The 19899-nt window shown below is 62.0% G+C and carries 21 protein-coding genes; 16 read left to right on the top strand and 5 right to left on the bottom strand.

The window, feature by feature from the left end; translation table 11 throughout:
* The first annotated feature begins 100 nt into the window (after positions 1 to 100).
* The 4 genes from AC0L3A_RS19850 (at position 101) to AC0L3A_RS19835 (ending at position 3127) form a co-directional block, all read left to right on the top strand.
* A complete protein-coding gene (locus AC0L3A_RS19850; protein ID WP_354126862.1) occupies positions 101 to 1066 on the top strand; it encodes an NAD(P)H-dependent flavin oxidoreductase in 966 nt (321 codons plus the stop codon).
* Positions 1067 to 1229: 163 nt separating this feature from the next.
* The gene (locus AC0L3A_RS19845; RefSeq protein ID WP_007597474.1) at positions 1230 to 1478 is read left to right on the top strand and encodes a hypothetical protein; all 249 of its coding nucleotides are present in this window, start codon (positions 1230 to 1232) and stop codon (positions 1476 to 1478) included.
* Between the two features lie 132 nt (positions 1479 to 1610).
* The gene (locus AC0L3A_RS19840; RefSeq protein ID WP_007597473.1) at positions 1611 to 2321 is read left to right on the top strand and encodes a hypothetical protein; all 711 of its coding nucleotides are present in this window, start codon (positions 1611 to 1613) and stop codon (positions 2319 to 2321) included.
* Between the two features lie 86 nt (positions 2322 to 2407).
* Positions 2408 to 3127, top strand: a complete 720-nt coding sequence (locus AC0L3A_RS19835) for a hypothetical protein (protein WP_007597471.1) — start codon at positions 2408 to 2410, stop codon at positions 3125 to 3127.
* Positions 3128 to 3213: 86 nt separating this feature from the next.
* Here AC0L3A_RS19835 and AC0L3A_RS19830 read toward each other — a convergent pair whose 3' ends face one another.
* Positions 3214 to 3438 (bottom strand): cysteine rich repeat-containing protein, encoded by a 225-nt coding sequence (locus AC0L3A_RS19830; RefSeq protein ID WP_473255040.1) that lies wholly within the window; start codon positions 3436 to 3438, stop codon positions 3214 to 3216.
* A gap of 235 nt (positions 3439 to 3673) precedes the next feature.
* Between AC0L3A_RS19830 and AC0L3A_RS19825 the strand changes: the two genes are divergently transcribed.
* Entirely contained in the window at positions 3674 to 3955 is a 282-nt protein-coding gene (locus AC0L3A_RS19825; protein ID WP_007597469.1) for a hypothetical protein, read from the top strand.
* Between the two features lie 115 nt (positions 3956 to 4070).
* Here AC0L3A_RS19825 and AC0L3A_RS19820 read toward each other — a convergent pair whose 3' ends face one another.
* The 4 genes from AC0L3A_RS19820 to AC0L3A_RS19805 form a co-directional block, all read right to left on the bottom strand.
* Positions 4071 to 6008, bottom strand: a complete 1938-nt coding sequence (locus AC0L3A_RS19820; RefSeq protein WP_473255038.1) for an ATP-binding protein — start codon at positions 6006 to 6008, stop codon at positions 4071 to 4073.
* Positions 6005 to 6688 (bottom strand): response regulator, encoded by a 684-nt coding sequence (locus AC0L3A_RS19815; RefSeq protein WP_219680579.1) that lies wholly within the window; start codon positions 6686 to 6688, stop codon positions 6005 to 6007. Before AC0L3A_RS19815 ends, AC0L3A_RS19820 begins: the two co-directional genes overlap by 4 nt.
* 253 nt (positions 6689 to 6941) lie before the next feature.
* Positions 6942 to 7175, bottom strand: a complete 234-nt coding sequence (locus AC0L3A_RS19810) for a hypothetical protein (RefSeq protein ID WP_354126860.1) — start codon at positions 7173 to 7175, stop codon at positions 6942 to 6944.
* A gap of 153 nt (positions 7176 to 7328) precedes the next feature.
* On the bottom strand, positions 7329 to 7631 hold the full coding sequence (locus tag AC0L3A_RS19805; RefSeq protein WP_354126859.1) for a hypothetical protein: 303 nt from the start codon (positions 7629 to 7631) through the stop codon (positions 7329 to 7331).
* A gap of 203 nt (positions 7632 to 7834) precedes the next feature.
* Between AC0L3A_RS19805 and AC0L3A_RS19800 the strand changes: the two genes are divergently transcribed.
* The 11 genes from AC0L3A_RS19800 to AC0L3A_RS19750 all read left to right on the top strand — a co-directional run bounded on the left by AC0L3A_RS19800 (position 7835) and on the right by AC0L3A_RS19750 (position 19799).
* Positions 7835 to 8497: a response regulator transcription factor gene (locus AC0L3A_RS19800; RefSeq protein WP_354126858.1), complete on the top strand. Its 663-nt coding sequence runs from the start codon at positions 7835 to 7837 to the stop codon at positions 8495 to 8497.
* Positions 8497 to 9918 carry a sensor histidine kinase gene (locus tag AC0L3A_RS19795; protein WP_007597459.1) on the top strand — a complete coding sequence of 474 codons (1422 nt, stop codon included), beginning with the start codon at positions 8497 to 8499 and terminating at the stop codon, positions 9916 to 9918. The genes AC0L3A_RS19800 and AC0L3A_RS19795 overlap by 1 nt, the downstream gene beginning before the upstream one ends.
* An 87-nt stretch (positions 9919 to 10005) precedes the next feature.
* Entirely contained in the window at positions 10006 to 11082 is a 1077-nt protein-coding gene (locus AC0L3A_RS19790) for an ABC transporter substrate-binding protein (RefSeq protein ID WP_007597457.1), read from the top strand.
* Between the two features lie 278 nt (positions 11083 to 11360).
* The gene (tcuC, locus tag AC0L3A_RS19785) at positions 11361 to 12668 is read left to right on the top strand and encodes an MFS transporter (protein WP_219680623.1); all 1308 of its coding nucleotides are present in this window, start codon (positions 11361 to 11363) and stop codon (positions 12666 to 12668) included.
* Positions 12669 to 12745: 77 nt separating this feature from the next.
* On the top strand, positions 12746 to 13543 hold the full coding sequence (locus AC0L3A_RS19780) for a substrate-binding domain-containing protein (RefSeq protein WP_354126857.1): 798 nt from the start codon (positions 12746 to 12748) through the stop codon (positions 13541 to 13543).
* Positions 13544 to 13597: 54 nt separating this feature from the next.
* Positions 13598 to 13858, top strand: coding sequence for a hypothetical protein (locus tag AC0L3A_RS19775; protein WP_007597450.1), 261 nt, complete (start codon positions 13598 to 13600; stop codon positions 13856 to 13858).
* 24 nt (positions 13859 to 13882) lie between these two features.
* Positions 13883 to 15202, top strand: coding sequence for an MFS transporter (locus tag AC0L3A_RS19770; protein WP_473255035.1), 1320 nt, complete (start codon positions 13883 to 13885; stop codon positions 15200 to 15202).
* Positions 15203 to 15260: 58 nt separating this feature from the next.
* On the top strand, positions 15261 to 16298 hold the full coding sequence (locus tag AC0L3A_RS19765) for an isocitrate/isopropylmalate dehydrogenase family protein (protein WP_007597446.1): 1038 nt from the start codon (positions 15261 to 15263) through the stop codon (positions 16296 to 16298).
* Between the two features lie 3 nt (positions 16299 to 16301).
* Positions 16302 to 17624: an MFS family transporter gene (locus tag AC0L3A_RS19760; RefSeq protein ID WP_007597444.1), complete on the top strand. Its 1323-nt coding sequence runs from the start codon at positions 16302 to 16304 to the stop codon at positions 17622 to 17624.
* 74 nt (positions 17625 to 17698) lie between these two features.
* A complete protein-coding gene (locus tag AC0L3A_RS19755; RefSeq protein ID WP_007597442.1) occupies positions 17699 to 19357 on the top strand; it encodes an acetolactate synthase large subunit in 1659 nt (552 codons plus the stop codon).
* Positions 19358 to 19430: 73 nt separating this feature from the next.
* Positions 19431 to 19799 (top strand): phasin family protein, encoded by a 369-nt coding sequence (locus AC0L3A_RS19750; RefSeq protein WP_007597440.1) that lies wholly within the window; start codon positions 19431 to 19433, stop codon positions 19797 to 19799.
* The last annotated feature ends 100 nt before the right edge of the window (positions 19800 to 19899 follow it).

The following is a 19899-nucleotide window of genomic DNA, read 5'->3' as shown; positions in this document are numbered from 1 at the left end:
TCGCTGCTTTGTCATCGGCTTCTGGCGTGCCAATGTTTATCGCGACGCTAGCACAGGGAATGCGGGATGGAACGACTAAGCCCGCGCGAGGGAGGCATGCGTGACGTCAGATCGGCTGCAACATTTCCACGGTCGTCTCGCCCTGCCGCTGATTGCCGCGCCGATGTTTCTCGTGTCGGGCGTCGAGCTCATGGTAGCTGCCTGCCGCAACGGCGTGATCGGCAGCTTCCCCAGCGCGAATTGCCGTAGCACCGAACAACTCGATGAATGGCTCACCGACATCGAAACGCGGCTGCTGCGGCACGAAGATCAAACCGGCCGCAAGGCCGCGCCGCTTTGCCCAAACCTGATCGTGCACCGCTCCAATGCACGGCTGCAGCAGGATCTCGCCGTGTTGCTGCACCACAGGCCGGAGATCGTCATCACCTCGGTCGGCTCCCCCACGCCGGTGCTGAAGCCGCTGCACGACGCCGGCGCATTGGTGCTTGCGGATGTTGCCTCGATCCGCCACGCCGAACGCGCGGCGGAAGCAGGTGCCGACGGGCTCGTGCTGCTCACTGCGGGCGCGGGCGGCCAGACCGGCTGGCTCAACCCGTTCGCCTTCGTCCGCGCGGTGCGCGCGTTCTACGATGGCATCATCGTGCTCGCGGGGGGCATCAGCGACGGCTACGCATTGCGCGCGGCCGAAGTGCTCGGCTGCGATCTCGGCTACATGGGTACAAAGTTCATCGCGACCCACGAGAGCATGGCGGATGATCGTTACAAGCGGCTTCTGGTCGAGAGCAGCGCCGCCGATATCCTGCTGACCACCGCATTCACGGGACTTCAAACCAGCATGCTGAAGCCGTCGATCGTCGCCGCGGGTCTCGATCCCGACGATCTGCCGGCGCGCGGCGCGATCGACATCGGCAAGGACATCGACGTTACCGCACGAGAGAACCGGCCAAAGCGCTGGCGCGATATCTGGAGCGGTGGGCACTCGACATCCGGCGTGACCGATGTTCTCGCGGTTGACGACCTCGTCGCATCAACGCTCGCGGAATACCGTGAGGCGGTGGAGCGGTAGACCCGGCCCCCTTTTCCGGAAGAACCGGGAGAGGGAAGGAGATACCGTCGCATCGGTCACAGTTAATCCCGCATGGCTCCGCAGCCCCACACTTAACGGCAGATTAACCATCGATCGCCCAGAATCCCCCTCAGGCGCCAATCAGGACCGAGAGGGACAGGCGATGGACTTCGACTTTCTCAACACCAAGACGGCGGCTTCGCTGGACGAAATTCGCATTCGCGTAGCCCATGCGCTGGCCCGCCATCCGCTGTGCCGCAACGTGCGCTTCGACATCGTCAGCGTCCCCCGCACCCGCCGGGGCGGCAATTGGACGGTGGCGCTGCAGTCGGTCGAGCCGCGTGGAGTTTGGGAGGCCTCGGAGATCGTGGCCGACATCCAGGACGCTTACGATCTGGCGCTAGCTGCCTGATTTTGTTGATCCTTCTAGGTGATGTCGCCGCAGTCCGCGCGATTGCCGCCGCGATGGCACGGTTAAGCCTTAATTTTCGCCCAGTTTCCGGGCAGTGATCACGTGGACTTGAAGCCGGTTGCGGAGAGACGTTTGTCGAAAGCCATCACCATCGTCGTGCTGACCTGCTTCCTCGTCCTCGGCGCCGCCACCACCGCCATTCTCGGCCGCGACAGCGTGCCCAGCGTCAGCGCCGAAATGATCACGCAGGCGCCGGCACCCAAGCCGCTTGCAACCAATCGGGCGGCCAAGGCTGACCGTCTGGTTCCGACGCTGGCGCTGGCCTCGGCCGCCATCGACCCGGTCCACGTTCCGGCCGACAAGCTCTCGCAAATGCCCGTGCTGACCGAGCCGCTGCGCCAGGCGTTTGCCGCCGCCACGCCATCCGATTTCCCGATGCCCAAGGCGAGCGTGAACGAGGCTCCGGCCGCTGCAGAGATTCCTGCCGTCGAAGTCCCGGCCAAGCCGAAGGTCGTTGCCAAGCCGCAGCCGCAGAAATCCTATTCGCTCCTGTCCGACGTGCAGATCGCGGGCATCAGGGACCGTCTGAAGTTGTCGTCGTCGCAGGAATATTACTGGCCCTCGGTCGAAACCGCGCTGCGCAACGTCGTCCGCAAGATCTCGGCAAACAAGCTGTCCAATCCGAACGTGCAGGGCGTGCCGATCGATCCCAATTGCGACGAGGTCCAGCAGTTGAAGTCGGCCGCGATGCCGCTCCTGTTCCAGCTGCGTGACGACCAGAAAGAGGAAGTGCGCAAACTCGCCCGCATCATCGGGCTCGAGAAGGTCGCGCAGCAGATCTGACGCGCAAGTTCCTTCCGGAACTGCGCATGTATCGGGAACATCAGGCAATCGAGAAGCGTTGCCCGCTCCAAAGAGGGAGTGGACCAATGCGCGCCTCGACAGCCTATTTCGTCGGTGCAGGAACCATCGTCGCAGCCATCGCCATTGGTCTCGGCGGCGGCATTGTCGCCGGCAATATCATGAATCCGGTCTCGCCCAAGCAGGGGCCTGATACCAGCAAGATCGCGCAGCGCGCTGACGCCAAGCCCGCCACGACGGACGCGCCATCCGAGCGCCTGCAATATCTCACCGGCTCGCAAGCATTCGGCGCCATGGTCGCCGCGCCAGCGCAGGCCGAAGCCAAATCCGACGCCAGATCCGACGCGAAGGCCGAGTCCAAGCCTGAGGCAAAGTCCGAAGCGGTGAAGCCCGACACGCAGACCACTCAAGCCAACGCTGAACAGCCAGCGCAACAGCCTTCGCAAGCGGCCGCGGTGGAGCCCCCGAAACCGCCACCGGCGTCGCCTCCGCAAGTCGCAAAGCCTGCCGAGCGACAGGCATCGACAGAGCCGTCATCCGACAACGCCTATGCCAAAGCCAGGGATTCTGACGTCAAGCGCGCCACGTCTGAACGGCGCCGGACGGAGCGCCGTGAGCGCTGGGCCGAGCGCCGTCATTACGATTTCCGCGAGCCGCGTGGTATGCGCGACCGCACCGATTGGGACGACGTCGCGCGCAACATCCGCGAAGATGCCGATGCACGCGAGGTCCCGAGCAGGCCGCACGGCGGTTTTCCGCAGATCAGGCTATTCGGAGACGACGATTAGCGTCCATCCTCTATGACCGGCGCATCGACGTCTATTGGCCTGACGGCATTGGCGCCGGCGAGGTTTGTGCTGTGGATGGCGAGCACTTACCCGCCGTGTGACTCCACGACCTTGCGGCAGCCGTCCGAAAGCTTCGACTTGTTCTCGCGCAGGCAGGCATTCATCTGCGGCGGCTTGCCGATGTGTTCGGCGCAGAATTTGCTCGCGTCGCTTCGGCAGGTCATCTGCTCCTGCGGCGTCGGACCGGATTGCGCAGCGGCGGTCTGGGCGGTAGCGGCGAGCAGCAGCACGACAAGAACCGAAATCTTCATAAAACACCTCCTTGGGAATGTCGTTGGTCCCGCCTGGGATCAAGTGGGCCGGACCATCTCGCGAGCCCCGGGCGCAGGTCCATGCCATGTTCATGGCATCGGCCAGCCCGTCCCGCCGCCGTACCCCCATTTTCATGGCATGTATCAGCGCGCCGTCTTTTGTCATTCAGGCTGCACGTCGGCTGCGAGACCCGGTGATTGCATCGGGCCACCGAACGGGAAGCAGGAGAGCAAGATGTCGAAAAGAGCGGGAGCGCTGAGCGCCGGGCTGACGATTTTGGCGCTGGCAGGTGCGGCGATGGTTTCGTTGGGCACGAGCCCGGCGCAGGCGGTGGTCTATTGCAAGACGGTCGGCATACCCAAGGGCTGCGTGGTGCGGCCGACAGCGGCAGTGGTTGTTGCGCCGGCCGCCGCGGTCGCGGTCGCGACACCCGGGGTCGGTGCGCCCGGTGTCGGCGTGCGCGCGGGCACGCCGATGAATCGCGGTGGTCCGGTCAATCGCGTCGGCGTGCGCTGAGAAAGACAAAGAGTTCGGGCGAAGGAGCATTGCGGACGACCCCCCGTCCTCCGCAGGCAAATCATCCGGCCCGTCCCTCTCTCCGCGCGTCCCACACGTTCGGAGAGGGGGCTTTTCAGCCGACGGCGGCATCGCTGTCGGGGAAAACCTGCGGCAATTGCAGCCGCACGCGCGTGCCTGAGGAATCCGAGCTCAGATCGAGCATTGCCCCGCAGCGCGCGGCACGGCTCCTCATGTTGCGAAGGCCCCGCGCGGTCTGGCTCGCGTCGGTGGCTCCGCCGCTGCCGACCGGCACAGAACCGTTCGCAAAGCCCTTGCCGTCATCCGCGACCTTGATCACACCGTACGGTCCCTGACCTTCGTCGACCGTCTCGATGGTGACCGCGATGCGGCGGGCCTCTGCGTGCTTGACCGCATTGGTCACGGCCTCGTCGAGGATGCGCACGATCTGGATGACATGCCATGGCCTGAGCTCGGGATGCAGCGGTAGCCCCTGCGGCATGGCCACGTGCCAGTCGAGTGCGATGTCGTGCGGTCGCAATTGCGCGGTCGCGCGCTCGCGCCAGGAGCCGAGTGCGAGCATCAGGTCGCCGCCGATGTCGTCCATGGAATCGATGACGAGGCGGAGGTCCTTCAGCGCCGCACGGGCGGCGTCGGTGATGGTCGCGCCCTCGTGCCCGCGCTCGGACAGTGCCACGATGCTGATGAGCTGGCCGCCGAGGCCGTCATGCAGGTCGCGCATCAGCCGCGTGCGCTCATTGGCGAGCGCGGCGGCCCGTGCACGCTCCTCCTCGCGGGCAAAGCTCGCCTTCAGCCGCTCCTCAGCCTCGCGTACGCGCGTCACGAGCTGGTCGGCAAAGCTGTCGACCTGGTTCAGCGCGCGCGCGAACCGCCAGGTCAAGCCGGCGCCGATCGCGACCAGCATCGCCGAATAGGACAGGCGCGAGAGGAAGATGCGCTCGTTGGTCACGATCTCGAACACCGACAGCATGTCGTGGACCCAGCAGATCAGCACGATGGTCACCGCGCAGCCGAGCGTGAAGCTTGCCGCGTCCTGCCGCCGCACCACCGCGGCAGCGGTGACGCAGGCCATCAGGAGCAGGCAGAGACCGACGGTCGGAATGCCAAGCAGGAGAAACAGAATGCGCGGCAGCGGCGGGCCGGCGATCAGTCCGACACCGAACACGACGAGCCCCGGTGCGAACAGCAGCATGCCGTAACGCGGCCAGCGCCAGCCGAAGAACAGCACGCCGAAGACGACGACCAGGGCGCTCTCGATCGGTGCGGACGCGAGCAACACCGCGGCGAGCCGGGACGTGTTGACGGGGGGCACCGGTGGCGGCGCGAAGGCCTGCACCACGCCAAGTACCATCGCCACGGCGAGGACGCCGTAAACCGGCTCGCGGCGGCGCATCAGCCACATGATCGCCAGGATGACGGCGAGGATCGACTGCCAGGCGGAGAACACCACGGGCAACGTGACGAACATCAGCGTGCGTGTCTCGTAGGCCGGCCGCAAGGCCGCATCCGGGCCGACATAGACGGTGTCGAGAAAGCCCTTGAGCGGTCCCCAAACCAACAGCCGCACCGTGATCTCGTTCGCGCCCTCGCGCAGCAGCGAGGACGGGATTGACGCGATCTGGGGAGTGTTGCGGTCGGGCCGGTTGGCGTTGGCATCGCGTCGGGAATCCAGGATGACGACGCCGTTGATTGCGACTTCCACCGCGTTGCTGAAGCGCGGCAGGAGTACCGACCATCCCGACGCCACGTCGCCGCGGCGGAAGGTGAAGGTGCCGGTGTAGAGCGGCGGGTCGGCCAGGGAATAGCGTGACGACGTGAAATGCGGCAGCGTCACCGGACGTGCCACGCCGTCCTCGCGCAGCGAGAATTCGCTCAGGGCAAAGTCGTCGGGGTCGCTGGGCTGGAGCAGCCGCAGCCCGAGGACGGTCGCGACAACTATGAGCGCCTGGAGCAGCAGATAGGGTACGAGGCGCGAGACCAGCAGCCGGCGCCGCGCGGGTTTGACCGGTGCCTTGGCCGCGATCTCGCTCACAGCTTGATCAGGCCCTGCTGCACCGCTTCGAACACCGCTTCGCTGCGGGTGTGCACTTCTAGCTTGCGATAGATGTTCTTGATGTGGCCGGGCACGGTCTGCCGGGACAGGCCGAGATGGCTCGCGATCTCGGCGTAGCTGAAACCTTTGGCGATGCCCCAGAGGATGTCGATCTCGCGCGGGGTGAGCCTTGCGGTGTTGAGCGCGGGACCAGGCGGAGGCTCGGCCGCATTCTGCGCGGAACCTTGCGTTCTGCGCACGATGAAGCGGGCGATCGAGGCCGAGATCGGCGAATGGCCGGCGACCAGATCGCGCACGGTGGTGGCGATATCAGTGGGGAACGCATCCTTCAGGAGATAGCCGGTGGCGCCGACCGTGATCGCGGAGATCACACTCTCTTCGTCACCGAGCGCCGAGATCACCATGATCTCGGTGTCGGGAAAGCGTTGCCTTGTCTCGCGGATCAGCTCGACGCCGTGGCCGTCGGGTAGCCGCAGATCGGTGAGCAGCACGCGCGGTGCCCGCTCGCCGAGCCCGGCGCGGGCCTCTGCGAGCGTGCCGGCGCTGCGCACCTCGTAGCCGGCCTTGACCAGCGCGTCGTGGAGCCGCCAGCAGGTCGGCGCGTCGTCCTCGACGAGGAGGATGGTGATGGCCTCACCCGTCTCGCCCTGTTCGGTCATGATCATCGCCCTGCACCGCGTGTCCCCCGCGGCGCACGGCCAAGTTTAGCCGCGGTGCCGGCGCCGCGACACCCATAATCATGGGGGCGCATTGTCACTCTTCCGCACCCTCGCGGACGCCGCCTACCGCTTTGCTGCGGCCGATAGCGTCGGCGGCGCGGGCAGATGCTGCACCCTGACCCGCGCCGTGCGGCGTTGCTCGCCCTGGGTTGAGGGGCTGGTGAGATCCTCGCGTCCGCCCAGGATGGCCCCTCTACGAAGCCTCTCCCCGCGGCGGCGGATATCGCCGGGCCAGCGCCGACAACGGCAAGTGTCGCTCGCCCTCCGGCAGCTCCAGATAGGCGAGCACGAGCGGCCGTTTCCAGTCACCGACGCCGAGATCCATCGTCATCCATTTCTGCGGTTCGGGGCCCTCGAGGCCGCGCACCCAGACGAAATAGCGGGGGAGATCGTCGGCTTCCGTTTCGGTCGCGCGTCTCCTGGCCATCAAAGCTGCTCGCTGCATCGATGCGTGTTGCCACACGATATAGGGACTGGCCCGGCGAAGTCGAACCGCCGAGCGTGGGCGTGCCGGAAGCACGCGGTCCTCTGGCGAAGTGTCCCAAGGATGCGGATGCGAGCCGTACGCCGCCCGCGCTTGTCACTGCCAGAGTTCGCAGGTCGCAACCCGGTTGATGTCCGCGAGCCGCCGGCTGGTGTCGCCCTCGAGGTCGAGGCTTGCGACCAGCGTCAGCAGGCGATGATAGGCGTCGTCAGCGACCTCGACGGGCAGCGGGGCCTCATCGAACGTCTCGACATAGCTGCCGACGAGGCCGCTCAACAGACGGCACAGGCCGCGCTGTTCGGGGTCGTCGCGGCCGAGCGTCTCGAGCTTTTGCTGAAAGATCCGGAACGTCCGCAGGCCGTGGTGCTGTTGCGAAAGCCAAGTGTGCAGGTCGTTCATATGAGCTCCTTCGAGTTGCGGAAGAAGCTACCGGTTTATACAGGCGGGATGTGACGATTGCTAGGGAGGGCGAGGGACTGGACGCGTTGACCCAGTCCGCTAGCCTCCGCGAGGAAGCTCCGATTTGATCTTTCGATACTGTGCTTCTAGCCTCACGGTAACGTCTCCCTCGCACGGGTGGTGCGAACGCAAGGGTTTGTTCAGTGAGGATTCTGATTGTCGAGGACGATGCCGCCATGGCGCGGGGCCTTGCCGAGCGGCTCAAGCTGTCCGGGTTCGCCGTCGATATCGAGTCTGACGGGGCTTCGGCGGCGCAGACCGCCTTGCTGGAACCCTACAGCCTCATCATCCTGGACATCAACTTGCCGAACGTGTCGGGTTTCGGTGTCCTGCACAAGATACGGCAAGCCGGGTCGACCGTTCCGGTCATGATTCTGACTGCCCGTTATGCGACCGGCGATAAGGTCAGCGGGCTCGATCTCGGCGCCGACGATTATCTCTCCAAGCCATTTGATATCGCCGAATTTGATGCCCGCGTTCGCGCGCTCGTGAGAAGGGGACAGGGGCTTCCAAATCCGACCTTGATCTGTGGCCCGCTCGCGTTCGACCGCGCCGCGGGCACGATTACATTGAGCGGCCGGCCGCTTGAATTGCGACGGCGCGAGTTCGCCGTGCTGGAGGTGCTGATGACCCGCGTCGGCAAAGTCGTCTCCAAGGAGCGCCTGATCGCGGAGGTGTTTGGCTTCGACGAGGCGGTAGCGCCGAACGCGGCGGAACTCTATGTTGGTCGCGTTCGCCAGAAACTCGGTCCCGACGGGCCGCGGATCCGCACCGTCCGCGGGCTAGGGTATCTGCTGGAGGTATAGTGATCGCCACCTGGCGGCCGTCGTTGAGGCGAACACTCCTCACCAATCTGGTGGCGCCCGCCATTGTATTGGCGATGGTGCTTGGAATCGGCGGTATGTTGCTGATTCAGCGGGTTGTCCAGACAGTCCATGACCGGTTGCTCGATGGGTCGATTCTCGCCATCGCCGAACGTGTCGGCGTGGAAGATGGCGAACTGACCGTCGACTTGCCGCAGGTTGCGCTCGGCATGCTGGAGAGCCAGTCGCACGATAGCATTTACTACAGCGTGACTTACCTCGGCGAATTGATCACCGGTTACAAGGATCTTCCGCTCGCCGGGTTCGATCGATTGAAGGCTGGCGAAACCGGACATCGCGATGGCGCGTACCGCGGCAAAACGGTTCGTATCGGCGCGCAGGCGCGGCAGGTCTACGGCAGGCCAGGGCTGGTCCTCGTCGCAGTGGCCGAAACGGTGCAGGCGCGCCGCGTCGTCGAACGTGAAATGCTGATCGGACTGGCGATGCTCGAGGCAGGCTTGATTAGCCTCATCGCTTGCCTCGGCTGGTACGCGGTCGATCGAGGCCTGAGGCCGCTTGGCGAACTCAAACAAGAAATCGACGCGCGCGGCATCCAGGGCGGTCCAAATCTCAGTCCGCTTGACCTTTCCCGGGTGCCGCAGGAAGCTTTAGCACCGGCGCTCGCGGTAAATTCCCTGCTACAGCGGCTGGATCTGGCCATTGGACTGGTGCGCCGATTCACCGCCGATGCCTCGCATCAGATGCGAACGCCGTTGGCGATATTGCGAACGCATCTCGATCTGGTGCGACGCCTGGGGTCGGAGACGCCGGCGGGCCAATCTGCCCTCGACGAGGTCGATAACGCCATCAACCGCCTTGAACGGCTGCTCGAGCAGCTCGTGACACTGGCTCGGGTCGACGAGCAGAACATTGCGCAACCGGCCGCGGAGAACGTTGACCTGAACGAGGTCGCCTTCAATGTCCTGTCGGAGCGTGCCCCACAGGCGTTCGCGCGCGACATCGACGTCCAGTTCGATCGATTTGACGGTCCCGCGGTCATCGCCGGCAATACCGTCCTGATTGGCGAATTGCTGGCAAACCTGATCGACAATGCCATCCGCTACAACCGACCCGGCGGGTTGGTCCTGGTTCGCGCGGTTGTTGACGCCACGACCGCGCGGATTGAAGTCGAGGATACCGGTCCGGGAATTCCGGAGGCCCATCTGGCCCGTGTCTTCGAACGCTTTTATCGGATTCCGACGGCGAACGGCCCTGAGGGTAGCGGCCTTGGACTGGCCATCGTGAAAGCGTTGTCGGACCGTCTCGGGGCTCAAATCGTGCTTGCACCTGGCCCGGAAGGCCGGGGCCTGCGGGTTTCCGTGAGCTTTCCTCTTGCCAAGCGTGATGGTGAAAGCTCAAGTTGAGGCCTGATTGTGCGCCGCTGTAGAAGTGGCTGCAGTCCTGAACAAACTAAAGTCCGCAAAGCGGCTCATGGACGAGGACACGTCACGATGGGGGCTGCCAAAGCCTTGGCCTTGTGCGTTGGAATCTTGCTGGCGTGGCCTGCCATGTCGGAGCAGGCGCAGCTCGGCCCTCTCAAGGGGCAAGCATCAGTTCCCGCCGCAACTCGAGAGCAACTCAACATCGTATCGACGACCCAAGACGCGGACGTCGCCGACTTGCTTGCCGATTTCCGGGCAGGTCATCCGGACATCGAGATCGTCCATACAAAGATCAACTCGAACGAAATCTACAATCAAGTCGTGGATCCCTCGACCTCCAGCGCAGCACCCGGAGATATTGTCTGGAGCTCCGCGATGGATCTGCAGATCAAGCTCGTCAATGACGGCTATGCCCAACCCTATGTCTCGAAGGAAATTGCGCATATCCCGGATTGGGCAATCTGGAAAGACGAAGCCTATGCCATCACGGCGGAGCCGATTGTCATTGTTTATAACAAGAACCTCGTCGCGGAGGGCGATGTTCCTCGAACCCGCGCGGATCTGAAGAGCCTTCTGAGCCGGAAGCCCGATACCTATCGGGGCAAGATCGCAACCTATGACCCGGAGCAGAGTGGGACCGGTTTCCTGTTCATCACGCGCGATGCCGGAATCACCAGGACAACGTGGGATTTGGTCCGTGCCTTTGGCGGCGCCGGTATCAAGCTTTACTCGACCACCGGAACGGTGCTTGATCGAATTTCATCCGGCGAACATCTGATCGCCTACAATATGATAGGGTCTTACGCGATCGAACGGGCCAAGGAAGATGCCTCTATCGGAATCGTGTTTCCTGCCGACTACATCACCTTGATGTCGCGAATAGCCTTCATACCTGTCACTGCGCCGCACCCGGAATCCGCGAAACTGTTTCTTGATTACTTGCTTTCGGAGCGCGGCCAGAAATTTCTCCTGGCCCGGTCGGTTGGTCCTGTGCGCCTCGGTCTCGGCGCACAAGGCGTGATACCTGCGGATCGCAGCGGCGCGGTCAAGCCGATCCATATTGGTGCAGAATTGCTCACCTATCTCGATCAGTCGAAACGAGCGAGCTTTCTCAAAGAGTGGCGCCGCGCATTGCAGGATCGATAGAGATCCAGGGATTTGGATTTCAAACGGAATAGCATCCGAGAGAAATCCCCATATCTGCCGGCTCGCCAAGCGCGCCGTCTTCACCTCCGGCTTCGACCAAATTTCCTGCAGGGTGCATCAGCGACAGGTTGATGACAGGCAGCTGATATACGGTGAGGCAGCCTAGCTTGAACGATAGCGCCTCGCGTATCGGTCAATCCGGCCGCGATCAAGTTTGCAACACCTGCCTGACAGGTGAACAAGACAAAGAATCACAAACGATAAAAAGGGAGGACGGCATGACGGCTACCACCGGACAGTCGAAGCTTGGCATGGTGCTCCGCGTCACCAGTGGCAACTTTCTTGAGATGTTCGACTTCTTTCTGTCGGGCGTCTACGCATCGTACATCGCCAAGGCATTCTTCCCGCTTGAAAATGAATACGCGTCACTGCTGCTGACGTTTGTCGCGTTTGGCGCAGGCTTTCTGATGCGTCCACTCGGCGCCATCATCCTCGGCGCCTACGTGGATCGGATCGGGCGGCGCCAAGGCCTGATCGTTACATTATCCATCATGGCTGCCGGAACGGTGCTCATCGCGTTCGTGCCAAGTTACGCAACCATTGGCATCTTGGCCCCGATCCTCGTCTTGATTGGGCGCCTGCTGCAGGGCTTCTCGGCTGGCGTCGAGCTTGGTGGTGTTTCCGTCTATCTCTCGGAAATGGCCACACCGGGAAAGAAGGGTTTTTACGCCAGCTGGCAATCGGCTAGTCAACAGGTCGCGATCATCGTCTCGGCCTCGCTGGGGTTTGCTCTGAATGCATGGCTTGCACCTGCACAACTTAACGATTGGGGCTGGCGCATTCCGTTCTTCATCGGCTGCCTGATCGTTCCTTTCGTGTTCTTCATTCGACGCTCGCTGCAGGAAACCGATGAATTCCTGGCGCGGAAGCATCATCCGACACCCCGCGAGATCTATCGCTCCATCCTCGCAAACTGGAGCATTGTTCTTGCCGGGATGATGATGGTGATCATGACCACGGTGTCGTTCTACCTCATTACCGTCTACACGCCGACATTCGGCAAATCGGTCCTCAAACTGACCGCGGCCGATGGCCTGATCGTGACGATTTGCGTGGGAATATCGAATTTCATCTGGCTTCCCATCATGGGCTCGTTGTCCGATCGGATTGGTCGTCGGCCGATCCTCATCGCCTTTTCGACTTTGGCATTTCTGACTGCATATCCCGCGCTTTCCTGGTTGGCCGCAGGCCCGACGTTCCCGAAGATGCTGACGGTCCTGCTTTGGTTGTCGTTCATCTACGCCAGCTACAACGGCGCGATGATCGTCGCATTGACCGAAGTCATGCCGGTAGGCGTACGAACGTCGGGATTCTCCCTCGCATATAGTCTGGCAACGACGTTCGGAGGGTTTACGGCAGCGATCTGCACCTGGCTGATCGCTGCCACTGGTGACAATGCATCGCCGGGATATTGGATGAGCGCGGCAGCGCTCTGTGGTCTGGCCGGGACGTACCTCGTTTACAGGCCGCAGGAACGACGCGCGCTATCCGGCGCTAGTTCGGTTGAGACGGCGATAGGGACGTGACCACCAAAGTGCTCGATGATTTCGACCGTCAACGAGCAAGCACAGTCCCCGAATAATAGCATCGAAGGAAATTGCCGATGAGCGTGACGATCGTCGTGCGCAGGCTAGTTGCGCTGAGCTTGCTGATTGTTTTGACGGCCGCGGCGGGAATCGCCGGGGCGTCCGAGGTCAGGGTCATGATCTCGGGAGGCTTGGCGACGCCTTACAAGGAGCTCGTACCGCAATTTGAACGCGCGACGGGAAACACGGTCGTCACGGCCTATGGCCCTTCGATGGGTACGACGGAGAACGCTATCCCAGTGCGACTGGCACGTGGGGAGGCAGCGGACGTGCTCATCATGGTCGGCGACGCGCTGGGCGAGATGATCAAGCAGGGCAGGGCGGTCAGAACCAGCCGCGTCGACCTGGTGCGCTCGCCGATCGGGATCGCGGTACGCGCCGGGACGCCAAAGCCTGATATCAGTACGTCCGACGCATTGAAACAGGCACTGTTGAACGCGAAGTCGGTTGCATACTCCGATAGCGCCAGCGGCGTCTATGTCGGCAACGAGCTGTTCAAGCGTCTCGGGATTGCGGCCGAGATGAAGGACAAAGCCAAGATGATTCCGGCCGAGCCGGTCGCCAGTGTTGTTGCACGCGGTGACGCCGAACTCGGCTTTCAACAGATCAGCGAACTCCTGCCGATCGCTGGAGCCGACCTTGTCGGGCCGCTCCCGTCAGACGTCCAGAAAATTACGATCTTTTCTGCAGGCATAACCTCCAGCGCCGATCAGCCAGAAGCCGGACGGGCTCTCATTGCCTTCCTCGCTTCAGCTGCAGCCGCTCCGACTCTGAAAAAAGCGGGTCTCGATCCCCTTGCCGCATCGGAGAAATAGACCGGCTTCAGATCTGCGGGACGCGCACGATTGCAGCGAAGGGGGGACTTGATCATGAAGCAGTATCTCAACAGCTTCGGCGCACGCCAGACACTTGTCGTCGGTGCAAAGACCTGCGCCTACTATTCGCTTGCCGCAGCGGAAAAAGAATGGCCTTCCCAGCATCTCCAGAAGCTCGCGATCGAGATCCGCGAGTCCGATGGTGCGAATAAGGCCATCATTCCCTTGACCTGCCGCATCGATACGCTCGACGAGCTCGAATATTTCCGCAACGGCGGAATTCTTCAATACGTCCTGCGCCAACTGGCTGCCTGACCGTCAACCCGAAACGAGGACGCCATGCCAATGAATTCCGCGCCGCTACCGAGGATCGAAGCGGAAACCATGCGCCGCATTACATGGCGCCTGCTTCCGTTTTTCATGGTTTGCTATTTCATTTCGTACGTCGACCGCGTCAATGCCGGGTTTGCGGCCCTGCAAATGAACAAGGATCTGGGCCTGACGCAGGCTGCTTTCGGGGCGGGCGGGGCGCTGTTCTATATCGCCTACATTATTTTCGAGGTCCCCAGTAATCTGGCGATGCAGAAAGTTGGCGCGCGGATCTGGATCGCGCGCATTATGATCACATGGGGGATGGTCGGTATTCTCTCCGCTTTTGCGGTAGGGCCGGTTACTTTTTATCTGAGCCGGTTTTTGTTGGGTGCAGCGGAGGCCGGGTTCTTTCCTGGTGTGATCCTGTATCTGACCTTCTGGTTTCCGGCGGCTTATCGCGCACGGATCGTTGCGGTTTTCATGGTGGCCATACCGCTATCGAGCTTTCTGGGATCGCCGATATCCGGCGCCTTGCTGGCGATGGATGGCTTGCTGGGTCTGCGTGGTTGGCAGTGGCTTTTCATCGTTGAAGCCATCCCAGCCGTCCTGCTCGGCCTGGTCTCGTTCTTCGGGCTTCCGAACAAACCCGCTGATGCAAAGTGGCTCGAGCCGGGGGCGCGCAATTGGCTCGACGCGCGCCTGCAGTCCGAGCGATCGATGGCGAAGCAGGGCGGCCACATGTCGCTGTGGCAAATCCTGACTAATAAATATGTGCTCATCCTCGGTTTGATCTATGCGGGGAGCTCGGCCACGAGCAACGCGTTGTCGCTGTGGCAGCCTCAGATCGTGAAATCGTTCGGGATGTCCGACATGGAGACCGGATTCCTGAATGCCATCCCGTTTGGCATTGCCTCCGTCGCGATGATCTTTTGGGGAAGATATTCGGACAGGTCGAACGCCCATGCTCAAAACACCGCAATACCGCTTGCGTTATGCGCAACCGCGCTGCTTGCGACCATGCTCACGAGTTCATTACCCGTGACGCTCGCTATTCTGAGCGTAGTCTTGATCGGCAATTATTCGATCAAGGGACCATTCTGGGCCTTGGCGACGGGGACACTTTCTCCGGCTACGGCTGCGGCCGGAATTGCCGGCATTAATACCCTGTCGCACATCGGTACTTCGGGCGCGGTGTGGCTGCTCGGTGTCATCAAGGAGGCGACGGGTAGCTTCCCCATGGCCTTGATTCCGCTGGCTCTGCTTCAAATCGCGGGAATCGTCGCGGTGCTTTGGATCAACAAGCAGGAAATGCTCCCCGCCACTTCCGCCGCAAGCCCCGTACATTGAGCGCAGGCAACATGTCTGACATCCACAAATCCCCGCGGCTCTCCACCAGGATATAAAAATGTCTGCTCAATCCAAAACGAAGCGGCCCGCCACGCTCATTCCAGGCGATGGTATCGGCCCCGAAATCGTGAAATCGGCCGTAGACATTCTCGAAGCGCTCGGCTCTCCATTCGAATGGGACATCCAGCAGGGGGGCCTGGCCGCGATCGAGGCAAGCCGTGATCCGCTGCCGCAGGCGACGCTGGACAGCATCCGACGCACGCGGCTCGCCCTGAAGGGCCCGCTGACGACGCCGGTGGGGGGAGGATTCCGCTCGATCAATGTTCGTCTGCGCGAAGAATTCGGCCTTTACGCCAATTTGCGGCCGGTTCGAAGCATGGTTCCCGGAGGACGATTCGACGACATCGATATCGTGCTGGTGCGAGAGAACCTCGGCGGCCTCTATGTCGCTTTCGAACACTACATCCCGATCGGGGACGATCCGCACGCGGTCGCCATTTCGACCGGGGTCAACACCCGCGAAGGATCGCGCAAGATCATCGAATTCGCATTCGACTACGCGCTCAAGAACGGTCGCAAGAAGGTGACCGTCGTGCACAAGGCCAACGTGCTGAAGGCGCTGACCGGCATCTTTCTCGAGGTCGGGCACGAGGTTGCAAAGAAGTACGAGGGCAGGGTCAAAATGGACGATCGCATCGTCGATGCCACGGCGATGCAGCTCGTCATGAATCCCTGGCAGTTCGACGTCATCGTCACCACCAATTTGTTCGGCGACATCCTGTCCGATCAGCTCGCCGGCCTGGTCGGCGGTCTCGGGATGGCTCCCGGTGCCAACATTGGACCGGATGCGGCGATCTTCGAGGCCGTGCACGGCTCGGCGCCGGATATCGCCGGCAAGGGAATCGCCAATCCGCTGGCTTTACTGCTGGCGGTCGGGCTGATGCTGGAGCACATTGATCAGCCTGATCTTGCAAACCGTCTTAGAGCGGCAATTGATCAGGTCCTGCGCAAGGACGGCGTTCGCACGCCCGATCTGGGCGGCAAGGCGTCCACTGGCGACTTCACGCAAAGCATCATCCGTCGATTGGGAGGGTAAGCAATGACCGCTATTGTTGCATCGCACGCGGCAATCCCCGCTGATAGCACGGCGCAAAAGCTCTCGCGTATCAAAGCGATCGTGGCAGCCTCATCGGGAAATCTTGTCGAGTGGTACGACTTTTATGCTTACGCATTTACCTCGATCTATTTCGCCGCCGCGTTCTTCCCGTCGGGCGACCAGACCAGCCAGTTGCTGGCGACGGCCGGCATTTTCGCCGTAGGGTTCTTCATGCGGCCGCTCGGTGGCTGGCTGTTCGGTTGGATCGCCGACGCGCATGGCCGCAAGAATTCGATGGTGCTGTCGGTGCTCCTGATGTGCGCCGGATCGCTGATGATCGGGATGCTACCCACGTACCAAACAATCGGCGCCGCAGCGCCGGCTTTGCTGCTGTTTGCGCGCATGGCGCAGGGCCTGTCGGTCGGCGGCGAGTATGGAACGGCGGCAACTTATATGAGCGAGATTGCCGGCAAGGGCAACCGCGGGTTCTATTCGTCCTTCCAGTATGTCACGCTCATCGGCGGGCAACTTCTCGCGCTCCTCGTGGTGGTGGTTCTGCAACAGACATTGTCCCTCGACGAGCTGAAGGAATGGGGCTGGCGAGTTCCGTTCCTGTTCGGAGCCGTCGCAGCGGTTGTGGCGTTGTATCTCCGCCGCTCGTTGCAGGAGACGGCGTCGGCCGAGACCATGCATCGCAAGGAGGCTGGTTCTCTCTCCGGTCTCTTGCGTCACAAGCGCGCGCTCCTGATCGTTCTCGCATTTACCATCGGCGGGTCGCTCTTCTTCTATACGTTCACGACCTACATGCAGAAGTTCCTTGTCAACAGCGTGAAGCTCGATGCCAAGGTGGTCAGCTCGATCATGACCGTGGCGCTGATCGCTTTCATGCTGCTGCAACCGGTGTTCGGGGCGCTCTCGGACCGGATTGGTCGCCGCAACAACATGCTTCTGTTCAGCGGATGCGCGACGCTCGCCGCGGTGCCGCTGTTGATGATGTTGTCCGGCACGACCAACGTCTATGCCGTTTTCGGCCTGATCATGGTCGGCCTCATGATTGCATGTTTCTACACCTCGATCAGCGGCGTCGTGAAGGCCGAGCTGTTTCCGCCCGAGGTGCGCGCGCTTGGGGTCGGGCTTCCTTACGCCATTGCAAATGCGATGTTCGGCGGAACCGCCGAATATGTTGCGTTGTCACTGAAATCGTCCGGATACGAAACGGTATTCTTCTGGTACGTCGCGGCGATGGCTTTCGTCGCCTTCATTGCCTCGCTCTGGATGCCAGATACGAGGACGCGAGGCTATCTCGAAGGCGATGGCCGGATCTGAATCGAACACCACGGGCTTCGTCCATGCGTGGGACGGTGTCTGCTGAGAAGTGAATTGAAAAAGGAGACGCGCTAATGCCGAAGGGGTCAGATCTATTGGTTGCCGCACTCGAGAACGAGGGCGTCGACCGAATTTTCGGCGTTCCCGGTGAAGAGAATCTCGATGTCGTGGAAAGCTTGCGCAACTCGTCGATCAAGCTGATCCTGACGCGCCACGAGCAGGGCGCGGCCTTCATGGCCGCGACTTATGGACGGCTGACCGGCAAGCCCGGCGTGTGCATCACCACGCTAGGCCCGGGCGCATTGAACCTGACGACTGGCGCCGCCTACGCGTTGCTCGGCGCCATGCCCATGATCATGCTCACGGGTCAGAAGGGCATCATGAGCAGCCGGCAGGCCAAATTCCAGATCGTCGACGTCGTTAGCGCATTCAAGCCGTTGACCAAGCTGTCGCTCCAGATCGTCAGCACAAGCGGCATTCCGACAATCGTTCGCGATGCCTTCCGGATCGCCATGGAAGAGCGTCCGGGTCCGGTTCTTCTGGAACTGCCCGAGGACATCGCGGGCGAGGAAGCCGAAGACGTCGCGATGGTGGCGCCGCATCCGATCGAGATCCCGGTCGCCCATCGCGCCTCGCTGGACCGCGCCGCCGACATGATCCTCAAGGCCAAGCGGCCCTTGATCATGCTCGGCGCTGCCGCGTCCCGGCCGCGCAGCACGGCTGGCATCGGCGGCTTCGTCCGCCGCACGAAAATTCCGTTCTTCACCACACAAATGGGCAAAGGAACGGTACCCGGCGGCAGCAATCTCTACATGGGAACGGCGGCGCTCAGCGAGCGCGATTACGTTCATGAAGCGGTCGACCGGGCCGATCTGATTATCGCCATTGGCCACGATACCATCGAAAAGCCGCCATTCATCATGGGCCCGAAAGGTCCTCAAGTCATCCACGTCAGCTACACGCCGGCCAACGTCGAGCGGGTCTACTTTCCGCAGTGCGAAGTGGTCGGCGATGTCGGGCCGAGCCTGGAGTTGCTGGCCGATCGCCTTGAGGGGCGGCTGCATCATGCCGGCGCGCTGTTGAGCCTGCGCGAAAGCATTTTGGCCCGGATCGGCGATCGCGCGACCGAGGAGCGCTGGCCCCCGACGCCGCAACGCATCGTGCACGATGTGCGAAAGGTCATCCCCGAAGACGGCGTCGTCGCGCTCGACAACGGGATGTACAAGATCTGGTTCGCCCGCAACTACCGCACCTATGTGGCGAACACGCTGCTGTTGGACAATGCCCTCGCGACAATGGGCGCCGGGCTGCCATCCGCCATGATGGCGGCGATGCTGCATCCGGAACGTCGCGTGCTCGCGGTCTGCGGCGACGGCGGCTTCATGATGAATTCGCAGGAGATGGAAACCGCGGTCCGCCTCAAGCTCAACCTCGTCGTGTTGATTCTGGAAGATTCGGCCTACGGCATGATCCGCTGGAAGCAGGCGGTAGATAGCTTCCCCGATTTTGGCCTGACGTTCGGCAATCCGGATTTCGTCAAATATGCCGAGAGCTACGGCGCCAAAGGCTCGCGGGTCGAAAGTACGGATTCATTGATTCCGACACTTGAAAACGCGTTCAAGGGCGGCGGTGTGCACCTCGTCGTGGTGCCGATCGACTACAGCGAGAATACACGCGTGCTCGTGGATGAACTTCGCGAGAAGCTGAAACAGGTTGTTGAGCCGACCGCGTGAGCCGTCGGCAAGGGTCAATTGATTGGCTGAGCTGAAATTGGCGCAGTCGCAAGCGCTGGCGATGGAGAGTGCAATGAGTGAGCAGATCAACGAGCAGGCCGAGAAGATGCGGGAAATGGCGCAGACCACGCTCGACAAGGCGAAAGAGGCTGTGTCGAAATACATAACGGAATCCCAGAAATTGAGAGAGAAGGCCGATTCCAGCGTTCGCTCAACCTATTCGGCGGCGAAGGAGATGAACGAAAGGGCAGTCGCGTTCGCCGAGGAAAATGTGGCTTCGGGCTTCGAGCTTGCGCAACGGCTGTTGCATGCCAAGGACCCGCAGGAAATGAGTGCGGTTTACCAAAGCCATCTCAAGGAGCAGATGGACAAAATGAACGCGCAGTTTCGCGAGCTTGCAAGTGCGATGAGCCCGCCGTCGACCGTTGACCTGAATAAGTAGGACCGCTCGCCTCAAAGCGACGATCGTATCGCTTGATAACAGGATGGTGCCTGCACGCGGTCGGAGTGCGGACGGTGCATCATTCGCTCAAGACAATCGC

The organism is Bradyrhizobium sp. MI1.3, from assembly GCF_055811695.1.
Note: the sequence above shows the minus strand (reverse complement) of the source record. Positions and strands in the feature narration are given on the sequence as shown.